11 protein-coding genes are annotated in these 12,678 nt (G+C 70.3%); 5 read left to right on the top strand and 6 right to left on the bottom strand.

Going from position 1 to position 12,678, the window contains the following annotated elements; all coding sequences use genetic code 11:
- The first annotated feature begins 31 nt into the window (after positions 1 to 31).
- Both H563_RS0106325 and H563_RS0106320 read left to right on the top strand, forming a co-directional pair.
- Positions 32 to 1,327 carry a uracil-xanthine permease family protein gene (locus tag H563_RS0106325; protein WP_022881763.1) on the top strand — a complete coding sequence of 432 codons (1,296 nt, stop codon included), beginning with the start codon at positions 32 to 34 and terminating at the stop codon, positions 1,325 to 1,327.
- A gap of 6 nt (positions 1,328 to 1,333) precedes the next feature.
- A complete protein-coding gene (locus H563_RS0106320) occupies positions 1,334 to 3,328 on the top strand; it encodes an APC family permease (RefSeq protein WP_022881762.1) in 1,995 nt (664 codons plus the stop codon).
- On the opposite strand, the gene H563_RS0106315 is transcribed toward H563_RS0106320, so the two are convergent.
- A complete protein-coding gene (locus tag H563_RS0106315; protein ID WP_245556823.1) occupies positions 3,297 to 4,295 on the bottom strand; it encodes an alpha/beta hydrolase in 999 nt (332 codons plus the stop codon). The genes H563_RS0106320 and H563_RS0106315 overlap by 32 nt on opposite strands.
- Positions 4,276 to 4,692: a hypothetical protein gene (locus H563_RS0106310; RefSeq protein WP_022881760.1), complete on the bottom strand. Its 417-nt coding sequence runs from the start codon at positions 4,690 to 4,692 to the stop codon at positions 4,276 to 4,278. Before H563_RS0106310 ends, H563_RS0106315 begins: the two co-directional genes overlap by 20 nt.
- Before the next feature lie 139 nt (positions 4,693 to 4,831).
- Here H563_RS0106310 and H563_RS0106305 point away from each other — a divergent pair, with 139 nt between their 5' ends.
- Positions 4,832 to 5,338 carry an Hsp20/alpha crystallin family protein gene (locus tag H563_RS0106305; protein WP_027479172.1) on the top strand — a complete coding sequence of 169 codons (507 nt, stop codon included), beginning with the start codon at positions 4,832 to 4,834 and terminating at the stop codon, positions 5,336 to 5,338.
- 63 nt (positions 5,339 to 5,401) lie between these two features.
- On the opposite strand, the gene H563_RS0106300 is transcribed toward H563_RS0106305, so the two are convergent.
- Complete coding sequence (locus H563_RS0106300) at positions 5,402 to 6,316, bottom strand: NADP-dependent oxidoreductase (RefSeq protein ID WP_022881758.1); 915 nt, start codon at positions 6,314 to 6,316, stop codon at positions 5,402 to 5,404.
- A gap of 17 nt (positions 6,317 to 6,333) precedes the next feature.
- Between H563_RS0106300 and H563_RS0106295 the strand changes: the two genes are divergently transcribed.
- Entirely contained in the window at positions 6,334 to 8,460 is a 2,127-nt protein-coding gene (locus H563_RS0106295) for a S9 family peptidase (protein WP_022881757.1), read from the top strand.
- 18 nt (positions 8,461 to 8,478) lie between these two features.
- Here the strand turns inward: H563_RS0106295 and H563_RS0106290 are convergent, their stop codons facing one another.
- Both H563_RS0106290 and H563_RS0106285 read right to left on the bottom strand, forming a co-directional pair.
- Positions 8,479 to 9,504 (bottom strand): 6-phosphofructokinase, encoded by a 1,026-nt coding sequence (locus H563_RS0106290; RefSeq protein WP_022881756.1) that lies wholly within the window; start codon positions 9,502 to 9,504, stop codon positions 8,479 to 8,481.
- Between the two features lie 40 nt (positions 9,505 to 9,544).
- Positions 9,545 to 10,168, bottom strand: coding sequence for a CYTH domain-containing protein (locus tag H563_RS0106285; RefSeq protein WP_022881755.1), 624 nt, complete (start codon positions 10,166 to 10,168; stop codon positions 9,545 to 9,547).
- Between the two features lie 80 nt (positions 10,169 to 10,248).
- Here H563_RS0106285 and H563_RS15330 point away from each other — a divergent pair, with 80 nt between their 5' ends.
- Positions 10,249 to 10,479 carry a hypothetical protein gene (locus tag H563_RS15330; protein WP_022881754.1) on the top strand — a complete coding sequence of 77 codons (231 nt, stop codon included), beginning with the start codon at positions 10,249 to 10,251 and terminating at the stop codon, positions 10,477 to 10,479.
- Here H563_RS15330 and H563_RS0106275 read toward each other — a convergent pair.
- Entirely contained in the window at positions 10,476 to 12,644 is a 2,169-nt protein-coding gene (locus H563_RS0106275; protein ID WP_022881753.1) for a DEAD/DEAH box helicase, read from the bottom strand. The genes H563_RS15330 and H563_RS0106275 overlap by 4 nt on opposite strands.
- Between the last annotated feature and the right edge of the window lie 34 nt (positions 12,645 to 12,678).

The raw sequence follows: 12,678 nt of genomic DNA, 5'->3' as shown, positions 1-12,678 counted from the left end.
CTACCGGGCGGGCTGCGCCATTCTGGGAGCCATGCCCCTGTCCTGGACGCTACACGGCGACGGCAAGGCGATCGCCCCCGACGCCATCGTCGCGCCCGGCGAGCGCCTCAGCTGGCCGCGCACCATCGGCATCGGAGCCCAGCACGTCGTGGCCATGTTCGGCGCGACCTTCCTCGTGCCGCTCATCACGCACTTCCCGCCGGCCACGACGCTGCTGTTCTCCGGAATCGGCACGCTGCTGTTCCTCGTGATCACCGGCAACCGGCTGCCGAGCTATCTGGGCTCCTCCTTCGCGTTCCTCGCGCCGATCGCGGCGGCGATGGGCGCGAAGTACAGCCACACCGCGGCCCTGCCCTCCGCGCTGTTCGGCATCGTCGCGGTCGGCGTGGTGCTCGCCCTCGTCGGGCTGCTGGTGATCTGGACCGGCACGCGCTGGATCGACCTGCTCATGCCGCCGGTGGTGGCCGGGGCGATCGTCGCGCTGATCGGCTTCAACCTCGCCCCCACCGCCGGCTCCAACTTCCTCACCGCGCCGCTGACCGCGGCCATCACCCTGGCGGCGATCGTGCTGATCGCCGTCCTGTTCCGCGGCCTGATCGGGCGGCTGTCGATCTTCCTCGGGGTGGTCGTCGGCTGGATCGCGGCGGCGCTGCAGGGCCAGGTCGACCTCTCGGCCGTGGGCTCCGCCGCCTGGGTGGGGCTGCCGGAGTTCCACCTGCCGGCGAACCCGTTCGACGGCAGCAAGCCGACCTGGTCGCTGCTGGCCGCATTCCTGCCGATCGTGCTGGCCCTGATCGCCGAGAACGTGGGGCACATCCGTGCCGTCGCCGCCATGTCGGGGCAGCCGGAGCTGAACCGCCTGACGGGGCGGGCCCTGTTCGCCGACGGTCTCTCGACGACGCTCGCCGGCCTCTTCGGCGGCAGCGGCACCACCACCTACGGCGAGAACATCGGCACGATGGCGGCGACCCGCGTCTACTCGACCGCCGCCTACTGGGTCGCGGGCGTCTTCGCCATCCTCCTGGGGCTGTGCCCCAAGGTGGGCGCCGTGATCTATTCGATCCCCTCCGGCGTGCTGGGCGGCGCGACCGTCGCGCTGTACGGCCTGATCGGCGTCATCGGCATCAAGATCTGGATCGACAACAAGGTCGACTTCTCCAAGCCGCGCAACCAGTTCACGGCCGCGATCGCACTCGTGATCGGCATCGCGGACATCACCCTCACCTTCGGCCGGGTGCAGATCGCGGGCATCGCGTTCGGGGCGATCGCCGCGATCCTCGTGTACCACGCCATGACCTGGATCGGAAGGGTGCGCGGCACCTCCTGAGGCGTCATGACCGGCTCACGTACCATCGGCCTGGTGAGCGACCTCGCCTCGTCCCGCCGCCGGCTGCGCGACTGGTTCCTGAACGGCATGACCGACATCCGCGGCACCCAGGTGGGTCCGCACGGGGCGGAGACCGAGAAGACGCATTCCTGGTGGCGGGTGATGTGCCTGACCGGTGTCGACTACTTCTCCACCCTCGGCTACCAGCCGGCCATCGCCGCGCTCGCCGCCGGCCTGCTCTCCCCCTTCGCCACGGTCGTGCTGCTCGTCATGACGCTGTGCTGCGCGCTGCCCGTGTACCGGCGCGTCGCACGGGAGAGCTTCCGCGGGTCGGGCTCGATCCAGATGCTCGAGCGCACCCTGCCGTACTGGTGGGGGAAGCTGTTCGTACTCGTGCTGCTGGGCTTCGCGGCGACCGACTTCATGATCACCATCACGCTGTCCGCAGCGGATGCCTCGGCCCATGCACTCGAGAATCCGCTGACACCGCACTGGTTCACCGGCACCGGTTGGCAGATCGTCGTCACACTGTTCCTCATCGGACTGCTCGGCGCGGTGTTCCTGCGCGGGTTCCGCGAGGCCATCGGCATCGCGATCGCGCTGGTCGGCTCCTACCTGCTGCTGAACGCGATCGTGCTCGTGGTGGCGCTCGGGCATGTGGCCGCACGGCCGCCGCTCCTGACCGACTGGTGGAGGGCGGTGACGACGATGCACGGCGGCTGGCCGCAGATCATCGGCATCTCCCTGCTCGTCTTCCCGAAGCTCGCGCTCGGGCTCTCCGGATTCGAGACCGGCGTCGCCGTCATGCCGCAGATCACCGGCGGGAAGAACGACACGCCGAAGCATCCGATGGGCCGGATCCGCGGCGCCAAGCGCCTGCTGACGGTGGCGGCGCTCATCATGAGCGTGTTCCTGATCACTTCGAGCGTGGCGACCACGCTGCTCATCCCGCAGCGCGAGTTCCAGCCGGGCGGGCACGCCAACGGCCGCGCACTGGCGTACCTCGCCCACGAGTACCTCGGCTCCGCGTTCGGCTCGCTGTACGACCTCTCGACGATCGCGATCCTGTGGTTCGCCGGCGCCTCGGCCATGGCCGGCCTGCTCAACCTCGTGCCGCGCTACCTGCCCCGCTACGGCATGGCTCCGCAGTGGGCGAGCGCGGTGCGGCCGCTCGTGGTGCTGTTCACGGCGATCGCGTTCCTCGTCACCCTCGTCTTCAGGGCGAACGTCGACGCGCAGGGCGGCGCGTACGCCACCGGCGTGCTGGTCCTGATGAGCTCGGCCGCGTTCGCCGTGACCGTCTCGGCGCGGCGCCGCCGGCAGCGCCGGCGCACGATCGCGTTCGGTTTCGTCACGGTGGTGTTCCTCTACACCACCGTCGCCAACGTCATCGAACGCCCCGACGGCGTGCGGATCGCGATGCTGTTCATCCTCGGCATCCTCGTCGTCTCACTCGTCTCCCGCGTGCGCCGCTCCTTCGAGCTGCGCGCCACCTCGGTGAAGTTCGACGACCGCGCGCTCGCCTGGCTGCAGGAGCAGGCCGACGACGAGTCGGGCACGATCCGCATCGTGGCGCACGAGCCGGGCCCCGACACGGAGGACGAATACCGCAAGAAAAGCCGCTCGGAACGCTTCTACAGCCACATCCCGCAAAGCAACAGCATCATCTTCCTGGAGGTGCTGCCGAAGCCCCGCGACGTGGAGGACGCCTCCGATTTCGTCGAGGACCTCGTCGTGCGCGGCGTCGAGAAGCACGGATACCGCGTGCTCCAGCTCGAGAGCATCTCGGTTCCGAACGCCATCGCCGCCGTGCTCCTCGAGATCCGCGACCTCACCGGCGTCGTGCCCAGCGTGTACTTCCAGTGGAACGAGGGCAATCCGGTCTCCAACATGGCCCGGTTCCTGCTCGACGGAACCGGCGAGATCGCGCCCGTGACCCGCGAGGTGCTACGCGAGGCGGAGAAGAACCCTAGGCGCCGGCCGATCGTGCACGTGAGTTGACCTCGGCGATGAACCGCTGCAGGCGCGAGTACACCTCCTGCGACTCGGGGTGGCCGGCGTACTGCTGCCAGGTGTGCTCGGTGTTCTTCGAACTCCACTCGTAACTGAGCAGTTCGACGGGGACTCCCTTCGCCTCGGCCGCACGCACGAAGTTGAGATTGGCTTGATAGAAGATGTCGCGTTCGCTGGTCGTCACGAGCGCGGGCGGGTAGTTCTCGTCGAGCCACTCGATGGGGCTGAGCCAGCGGCTCGCCCGCTGCAGGGCCACCGGCTTCATCCGGGCGCGCCGATAGCCGGGCAGCAGCATGCGCACGAAGTCGTGGCTCATGATGAAGCCCGGCTCGAAGACGACCGAGAAGTCGACGGCGCCGCAGTGCAGCACGAGGCCGCCGAGCTCGCGGCGGGTGATCGCCGTTCGCAGACCGTAGTGATCGGCGAGCTCGGGCCGGGTCGTCATCGCCGCGTACAGCGCGGCGATCTGCGCACCCGCGCTGTCGCCGCCGAGCACGATCGTGCCCGGATCGCCGCCGAAGTCGGCGATGTGCGCCGCCACCCACCGCAGCGCGTCGTTCGCGTCGTGCAGCATGTGCCGCATGTGGAAGCCGCCGCGCAGGAGCCCGGCAGTGCGATAGTTCACGTTGACCACGACGATGCCGGTGTCGGCCTGGACCGCGCAGTACTTGGTCAGCGCCGCCTTGTCGCCGCTGGTCCACCCGCCGCCGTGGAAGTAGACGTACACGGGCAGGCTCTCGCCGCCTTCGGCGGCCGAGCGCGGCGTCAGCACGTCGAGGTGCTGGCCGCGGTGACCCTCACCCACGTAGTCGATGTCGAGCTCGTACCGCACCGTGGTCAGCGGCTGCGCGTTGAGCCACCTCGACTGCACCGGCGTGAACGGCGCCATCATCGCCGTCCACAACCACGGTCCGACGGGGAACGGGGCGCGGCGGCTACCCGAGCGCCGAGACATCGATCAACTCCAGAAGGGCGCATCCGTATGCCGTCTCGGCGTCGTCGCCGTCGAAGAACGAGCGCTCGCCGCCGCGTTCGACCTCGACGCGCCACGTGCCGTCGGCGAGCCGGGTCAGGGTGCGGAAGGTGCCGCCCAGCATCGTGCGCAGCTGGTCTTCGCGGGGGATCCACAGCGCCTTCTCGATCGCCACGGAATCGAGCGCCCACTCGGTCGTGCCGTTGAATCCGAGGATGGTCCCGGTGTCGAACTCATGCGGCTCGATCGTCATGTCGGAGACGGTGAAGGTCTCCTCGCCGGTGAACTCCGGGCTTTCGATGCGGAACGCGTCACCCGAGACCGGATGCCATTTCAGCCCGGCCTCACGCAGCTGCCGGGCGAGCGAGCTCGCGATCATGCGGCCATTATGGCCCGCCCGCCTCAGGGTGTCCGGGGCGGGGAATGATTCTGGCACTCTCCCTGTTGGAGTGCTAACGTAAGGACAGGTTGAGTCGATGAGACTCAGGTTCCGAAGACCGAAAAAGGAGTTGGTTGTTATGGCAATGAACTTCGACCCGCTGCGTGAGTTCGACCGCCTGGCGAACTCGTTCTTCGACCGCCCCGCCGGCCCCCGACTGATGCCGATGGACCTGTACAAGGACGGCGACACCTACGTGCTGTCCGCCGACCTCCCCGGCATCGACCCGGGCTCGGTCGACATCGACGTCGACGGCCAGCTGCTGACCATCCGCGCCCAGCGCACCCTCGCCTCGGGCGACGGTGTGAAGTGGCTCACCCGTGAGCGCCAGGGCGGCACCTTCCTGCGCCAGCTGAGCCTCGGCCAGGGCATCGACACCGACCGCATCGCCGCCGACTACTCGAACGGCGTGCTCTCGATCACGATCCCGATGAGCGAGAAGGCCAAGCCGCGCAAGATCGCCGTCACCGCCCACGAGGGCCACGAGCAGCCCGCCGTCGGCCAGTCGCAGCCCCAGTCGCAGGCTCAGCCCCAGTCGCAGGCTCAGCCCCAGCCCCAGAGCGAGGCGCAGCCGGCGCAGGCGTAACAGCGAAGCACAGGACCCCGGTTCCCACCGGGGTCCTTTTCTTTTGCTCTACTTTCTTTTGCTCTACTCCGGCACGACGACGAGCTTTCCGCGCACGTGGCCGCCCTCGAGCCGGTCGTACGCCTCGCGGATGCGCTCCAGCGGGTAGACCGCCTCGATCGGCACGACGACCCGGCCCTCGGCCACGAGCCGCACCACCTCCGCGAACTGCTCGTCGGTGGCCTGCGGATTGCCGATGCCCTGCGCGCCGCGATGACCGCGCGCGGCGATCGTGTTGATGCGCTCGAGCGGCACGCCGAGTTCGAGGGCCGCGTCGACCGACTCCGGCCCGTGGTTGTCGAGCGCCGCGGTGTAGCCGCCGGGTGCGGCATCCCTCAGCCGCTCCACCAGGCCGTCGCCGTACGCGACCGGGATGACGCCGAGCGAGCGCAGGAAGTCGTGGTTGCGCTCGCTCGCGGTGCCGACCACGGTGGCCCCGCGCAACACCGCGAGCTGGCACGCGATGACGCCCACTCCCCCGGCGGCGGCGCTGACGAGCAGGGTGTCGCCGGGGCCGACGCCCACCCTGTCCACCGCCGCGATCGCGGTGCGCCCGGCGACCGGCAGCGCTCCCGCCGTCGGCCAGTCGAGCCGTTGCGGTTTCGGAGTGAGGACGCCGTCCTCGTCGACGATCACGAAATCGCCGATCGCCTCGTTGCGCTTGCCGCCGATCACGGCGTCGCCCACGGTGTACCGGGTGACGCCCTCGCCCACTTCGTCGACCTCGCCGGCGAAGTCGAACCCGACGCCGGTGGGCGGCACGGCGCCGTAGTTCTTCGCGTGCTCGGCGTCGTGGAAGATCTTGTAGTCGGCCGGATTCAGGCCGTTCGCGCGCACCCTCACCCGCAGCTGCCCCGGGCCCGGATGCGGCGGATCCAGCTCCGCGATGTAGAGCACCTCGGTGCCGCCGAACCGGTCGAATCTCGCGAATCTGGCCATAGCGCCATTATGGAGGCGTGACCGACACCGCCCCCGTGGCCAAGAAGATCCCGACCGAGCGCACCTTCCACGGCGACACCGTCGTCGACGAGTACGAGTGGCTGCGCGACAAGGACGACCCCGAGGTGATCGCTCACCTGACCGCCGAGAACGCCTACACCGAGGCGCAGAACGCCCACCTGGCCGGGCTGCGGCAGACCATCTTCGACGAGATCAAGTCGCGCACCCTCGAGACGGACCTCTCCGTGCCGGTGCGCGAGGGCGGCTTCTGGTACTACTCGCGCTCGTTCGAGGGGAAGCAGTACGCCGCGCACTGCCGGGCGCCGATCTCCGGGCCCGACGACTGGACGCCGCCGACGCCGGCGCAGGTGGATGCGGGCACTCCGGCACTGCCGGGCGAGCAGGTGCTGTACGACGCCAACGTAGAGGCCGAAGGTCTGGATTTCTTCTCGCTCGGATCGTTCGACGTCTCCGCCGACGGGCGCTTTCTGGCCTACGCGGTCGACACCGAGGGCGACGAGCGCTACACGCTGCGCATCCGCGATCTGGCCAGCGGCGAAGACCTCGCCGACGAGGTGCCGAACACCAGCGCGGGCGCCTTCTTCTCCCCGGACGCAAAATACGTATTTTGCACCACCGTCGACGACGCGTGGCGTCCCGACACGGTGTGGCGGCACGAGGTGGGCACGGATGCCTCCGCCGACGTCGCCGTCTTCCACGAGCCGGACGAGAAGTTCTGGGTCGGCGCCGGGCTCACCCGCAGCCGGCGCTACATCGAGGTCGGGGCGGGCTCGTCGATCACGAGCGAGTCCTGGCTGATCGACGCCTCGGACCCGACCGGCGAGCCCGTGGTCGTCTGGCCCCGGCGCGAGGGGGTCGAGTACTCGGTCGAGCACGCGGTGGTCGGCGGCGAGGACCGGCTGCTCATCCTGCACAACGACGGCGCCCTCAACTTCGAGCTGGTCGACGTACCGGCATCCGACCCCCGCGCCACGCCGCGCGTGCTGCTCGCGCACGACGCGGGCGTGCGCCTGGAGGACGTCGACGCGTTCCGCGACCGGCTCGTCGTCGAGTACCGCCGCGACGGGCTGTCGCGTCTCGGCGTGATCCCGCTGACCGGGGACGGCTACGGAGAGCTCGCCGAAGTGGGGTTCGACGAGCCGCTGTACACGGTCGGCGCGGCGGGAAACCCGGAGTGGGAGCAGCCGACGATCCGGCTCGGCTACGGCTCGCTGGTGACGCCGCAGACGATCTACGACTACGTGCCCGAGACCGGCGAGCTGCGCCTGCTGAAGCAGCAGCCGGTGCTCGGCGGCTACGACCCCGGTCGATACGAGCAGCGGCGCGAGTGGGCGACGGCCGAGGACGGGGTGCGGGTGCCGATCTCGCTGGTGTATCGGCGCGACCTCGTCACGCCCGGCACGCCCGCGCCGCTCGAGCTGTACGGCTACGGCTCGTACGAGCACAGCATCGACCCGTCGTTCTCGACGGCGCGGCTGTCGCTGCTCGACCGCGGCGTGGTGTTCGCGATCGCCCACGTGCGCGGCGGAGGCGAGCTCGGCCGCTACTGGTACGAGGACGGCAAGAAGCTCGCCAAGCGGAACACCTTCACCGACTTCGTCGCCGCCGCGCGCCACCTGATCGACACCGCCTGGACAGCCCCGAACCGGATGGTCGCCGAGGGGCGCAGCGCCGGCGGGCTGCTGATGGGCGCTGTCGCGAACCTCGCCCCGGAGCTGTTCGCGGGCATCCTGGCCGGCGTGCCGTTCGTGGACGCCCTCACCTCGATCCTCGACCCGTCGCTGCCGCTCACCGTCATCGAGTGGGACGAATGGGGCGACCCGCTGCACGACGCTGCGGTGTATGCGTACATGAAGTCGTACAGCCCGTACGAGAACCTGCGAACGGATGCCTCGTACCCGCCGATCCTCGCCGTGACCAGCCTCAACGACACCCGGGTGCTCTACGTCGAGCCCGCCAAATGGGTGGCGCGGCTGCGCGCCCTCGGCGCCCCCGCGCTGCTCAAGATCGAGATGGTCGCCGGCCACGGCGGGGTCTCCGGCCGCTACAACGCGTGGAAGGAGCGCGCCTGGGAGCTGGCCTGGATCCTCGACCGCCTCGGCCTCGCCTCTGTGGAGAACTGAGGCGGCCGGGACGCGCGCTCAGCCGAACAGGAGGGCGGCCTCGTCGTAGCGGTGGCGGGGGACGGCGTTCAGGCGGCGCGTCGCATCCGTGATGCTCGCGCTGACCACCTCGGTGCCGCGCAAGGCGACCATCGTGCCCCACTTCTCCTCGGTCACCGCGTCGATCGCCGCCAAGCCGAAGCGGGTGGCGAGCACGCGGTCGTAGGCGCTGGGCGCCCCGCCGCGCTGGATGTGGCCGATCACGGTCGCGCGCGACTCGATGCCGGTGCGCTCCTCGATCATGGGGGCGATGATGTCGGCGATACCGCCGAGCAGCGGACGGCCGAACGGGTCGAGTCCCTTGTGCGAGTGCGCGCCGTCCATGCCGTCGAGGTGGAAGCCCTCGCTGACGACGACGACCGGGGCACGGCCGCGGTCGCGCACCGACTCGACCCACTCGCAGACCCGCTCGATCGACTGCGGCACCTCCGGGATGAGAATCGCGTGCGCTCCTCCGGCCATGCCGGCATGCAGGGCGATCCAGCCGACGTAGCGCCCCATCACCTCGACGACCATGCAGCGCCGGTGCGACTCGGCGGTCGTGCGCAGCCGGTCGATCGCATCCACGGCGATGCCGACGGCGGTGTCGAAGCCGAACGAGTAGTCGGTCGCCTGCAGGTCGTTGTCGATCGTCTTCGGCACGCCGACGATCCGCAGCCCGTCGTCGCTGAGCCGCCGCGCCGCGGTGAGCGTGCCCTCCCCGCCGATCGCGATGATCGCGTCGATGCCGTTGCGGTCGAGCATCCGCTGGATGTTCTCGGGGCCGCCGCCGGATTCATACGGATTCGTGCGGCTCGAGCCGAGGATCGTGCCGCCCTCCTTCGACAGGCCGCGCACGCGGTGCCGGTCGAGCGGGATCATGTCGCCCTCGACGACGCCCTTCCAGCCCCACTTGAAGCCGACGAACTCGTGGCCGTACACGCGGTCGCCCTTGAGCACCGCGCCGCGGATCACGGCGTTGAGACCGGGGCAGTCGCCGCCCGAGGTCAGGATTCCGATACGCATCGCGCTGCGCTCCTTCGCTCAGTGACTCTATTCCGTGCCGTCACCGGCCGGATACCCCGAGGGCGCGGGCGAGCTTCGACCCGGACGACGCCGGCCGCGCCCCGGCCGCCACCAGGCGCTCCTCGATCGCGTCGAGCAGCGCCGCCCGGTCGGCGGCGGTTCCGGCGCTGCCGGCGTCGAGCAGCTCGGCCTCCCACTCCTGCCACCGCCGCTCGACGCCGTGCAGCAGATCGGTCGCGGCGACGTGGTCATCCGCCAGCTCGACGAGCGCGCCGCCCGCGGCATCGCGCAGCACCGTCGCCACGCGGTGGTTGCGGATGCGCGCGATCGGCACCAGCTCGGCGTCGCCGACCAGCTCGGCGAGCGCGGCACGCACCTCGGCCGGGACTTCCTCGCCCCCCAGCGGGAACTGCTGCTCGGTGCGCCCCTCGGCCTGCGGCGGCCACTTGATGTGCCAGCCGGCGTCATGGCCGCCGACCCGACGGCGCACGGCGACGTGCCGGTCGGCGAGGGTGAGCTCCGGCGTGTCGAAGTAGGTCGCGTCGAGGTCGAATCCGTTCGGTTCGTCGGCGGCGACGACCCGCGGCAGGCCCGTGAGATCGGGCATCCGTGCGCCCTCGTCGACGTCGTATTTGCGCTCGATCTCGACGCCCGTGCTGCTCATGTGAACAGTCTGCGGCACGGGCCGGATTCATCCCGAATCGGCACTCGACTCCCCCTGTCGGCTCGGGCTACTCTGACCGCATGAGCGACAGTCGCGTGGATGATTTCGACGACGACGACCTCGACCTTGAGGACGAGGCGCCCGAAGACGTCGAGGACTACGAGCCCGACGACGAGCTGTACGACCCGGATGACGTCGACGTCGAGGACTACGACGAAGACGACGAGGCGCTGCCCGACGACGAGCGCCCGGTGCCCTTCGACGACGAGTACGAGGACGACGACGAGTTCGACGACCTCGACGACGACTAGCGGCCCAGCGCGTCGCGCAGCAGCGCGACCAGCGCGTCGAGCTGCACGGATGCCTCGGACGTCGGGTCCACGTCGGAGCCGTCGAGCGCCCGCGCCGCGAGCGACTGCTTCGCGTCGATGAGCTCGGCGATCTTCGCGTCGATCGTCTGCGCGGCGATGATGCGCCACGCGGTCACCGGCTCCTCCTGACCGATGCGGTGCACGCGGTCGATCGCCTGGGTCTGCTCGGCAGCCGTCCAGGACAGCTCGGCGAGCACCACGTTGGAGGCGACCTGCAGGTTCAGGCCGACGCCCGCGGCCGTGAGCGAGCACACCGCGACGGCGACGTCGGGGTCGTTCTGGAACGCGTCGATCTGGCGCTGGCGCTCGAGCGAGGTCTGGTCGCCGCGGATCGACGCGGTGCGCAGCTCGCGGGCGGCGAACGCCTCCTCCGCCTGGTCCATGACGTCGATGTGCTTGGCGAAGAAGACCACCTTGCCGGCCGAGCGGGCCAGCTGCGCGGCGTAGTCGGCCGCGAGGCCCGCCTTGGCCTGGCCGATGCGGCGCACCATGGTGAAGACGTTGTCGCCGGTCTTGGCGTTCTTCGACTCCTCGAGCTCCGCGTGGGCGACCATGCGGATCAGGTGCTCGGTGCGGGCCTCCGAGTCGCCCTCGAAGTCGCGGCCGACGCCGGCGGCGAGTGCGCGCTCGTAGCGCGAGACGAGGCGGGCGGCGAGCTCGCGCTCGGCGGCGCGGATGGAGCGGCCCAGCTCGTCGTCCAGTTCGACGGGCAGGTCGACCACGCGGCGCGAGGGCAGGTCGGCGGCGACGTCGATCTTGCGGCGGCGCACGATGCCCATGTCGATGACCGCCTCGCGGGCCTCCGGGTAGAACTCGTGGTCGGCCGGGGTCAGGCCGGTCTCCTCGAGCCGGTCCATCAGCTCGCGGTTCGGCTTGTCCCCGTCGATCCAGCCGAGGAACTGCCAGATCGCGCGGAAGTCGTCGATGTCGTTGATCAGCGGCGTTCCGGTCAGGGCGATCAGCAGCGGCTCGCCGCCGGGGGCCGTCTTGCGGATCGTGTCGGCGATGCCCAGCACGTAGCGGGAGCGCTGCGAGTGCAGGTTCTTGATGAAGTGCGCCTCGTCGACGACCATGCCCCGGAACCCGAGTTCGGAGATCCAGGCGAGGTGCCGGTCGAGCACCTCGTAGTTCACGATGACGACGTCGGCGAACGCGTCGAGGCCCTCGCCGTCGCCGTGGATGACCGTCGCCCGGCGGTGCGGCGTCCACCGCTCCACCTCGCGCGCCCAGTTCACCTTGACGACGTTGGGCACGACCGCGAGCAGCGGGTACGCACCGGCGACGGATGCGGCGAGCAGTGACTGCGCCGTCTTGCCGAGGCCCGGCTCGTCGGCGAGCAGGAAGGTGCGGTGGCCGAGGCGCGCCGCCTCGACGAACTCGGCCTGGTGCTTCATCAGCTCCATTCCGGGCGGGGCGTAGCGGTCGATGCGCGGCGCCGGCGGCAGCTCCATGCTCGCGATGCGGCCGCCGGAGCCCTGCTCGAAGGACTTGAAGAGCGGACCGAGGAGCTCCCACGAATCGAGGCGGCGGCGCGGTGTGGGGGCGGCCTGCGCGGCGTAGCGGGAGAAGTCGGGGGCCAGGAACGGGTTGGACAGCTGCTTGGCCTTCACCGACTGCGGGATGACCTGCTTCTCGGCGAGCTCGGCGGTGAGCACGGGCTTCACGTCGAGCACCTTCGGCTCCTCGACGGTGATGATCAGGTCGTCGGGGCTGAGCTCCGTGCCCGACTCCAGCAGCCAGTCGCGGCGCAGCTTCTGCGCCGCCGCCGACGGGGCGGAGTCGGACTCGAGCAGCTGGATCAGGCTCGTGTCGCGCGCCGCCGTCTTGGCGAGGATCTGCGCGATGCCGTCGAGCCGCTTCAGCTGCTCGGCGCGCTGCGCGTCGCTCAGCTCGGGATCGGACTTCGCCCGCGCGCGCTCCTCGCGCATCAGCAGGGCGATGACCTGGAACTTGGTGCGGTTCGTCGGCCCGAGCTTCTTGCCGCCCTGGGCCTTCGCCTCGACTTCGCGCACGCGCCGGGCGAGCACGGGGATGAGGCCGTCGTTGTTCTGATGACGGCGTCCGGTGCGCCGCTGCTGCGCGACGCGTTCACCGGTCTGGGACATGGTCCTCCACGAACGTGTTCGTGGCCGCACGCGC

Source organism: Gryllotalpicola ginsengisoli DSM 22003 (assembly GCF_000419445.1).
Classification (GTDB): Bacteria; Actinomycetota; Actinomycetes; order Actinomycetales; family Microbacteriaceae; genus Gryllotalpicola; species Gryllotalpicola ginsengisoli.
This window is presented reverse-complemented; position numbering and strand designations above follow the sequence as displayed.

Bases quoted from the DNA above. Each gene is read 5' to 3' on its own strand.
- H563_RS0106325 (WP_022881763.1), top strand. From the start codon at position 32: ATGCCCCTGTCCTGGACGCTACACGGCGACGGCAAGGCGATCGCCCCC.
- H563_RS15330 (WP_022881754.1), top strand. From the start codon at position 10,249: ATGAGCGACAGTCGCGTGGATGATTTCGACGACGACGACCTCGACCTT.
- H563_RS0106305 (WP_027479172.1), top strand. From the start codon at position 4,832: ATGGCAATGAACTTCGACCCGCTGCGTGAGTTCGACCGCCTGGCGAAC.
- H563_RS0106275 (WP_022881753.1), bottom strand. From the start codon at position 12,644: ATGTCCCAGACCGGTGAACGCGTCGCGCAGCAGCGGCGCACCGGACGC.
- H563_RS0106310 (WP_022881760.1), bottom strand. From the start codon at position 4,692: ATGATCGCGAGCTCGCTCGCCCGGCAGCTGCGTGAGGCCGGGCTGAAA.
- H563_RS0106285 (WP_022881755.1), bottom strand. From the start codon at position 10,168: ATGAGCAGCACGGGCGTCGAGATCGAGCGCAAATACGACGTCGACGAG.
- H563_RS0106290 (WP_022881756.1), bottom strand. From the start codon at position 9,504: ATGCGTATCGGAATCCTGACCTCGGGCGGCGACTGCCCCGGTCTCAAC.
- H563_RS0106315 (WP_245556823.1), bottom strand. From the start codon at position 4,295: ATGTCTCGGCGCTCGGGTAGCCGCCGCGCCCCGTTCCCCGTCGGACCG.
- H563_RS0106320 (WP_022881762.1), top strand. From the start codon at position 1,334: ATGACCGGCTCACGTACCATCGGCCTGGTGAGCGACCTCGCCTCGTCC.
- H563_RS0106300 (WP_022881758.1), bottom strand. From the start codon at position 6,316: ATGGCCAGATTCGCGAGATTCGACCGGTTCGGCGGCACCGAGGTGCTC.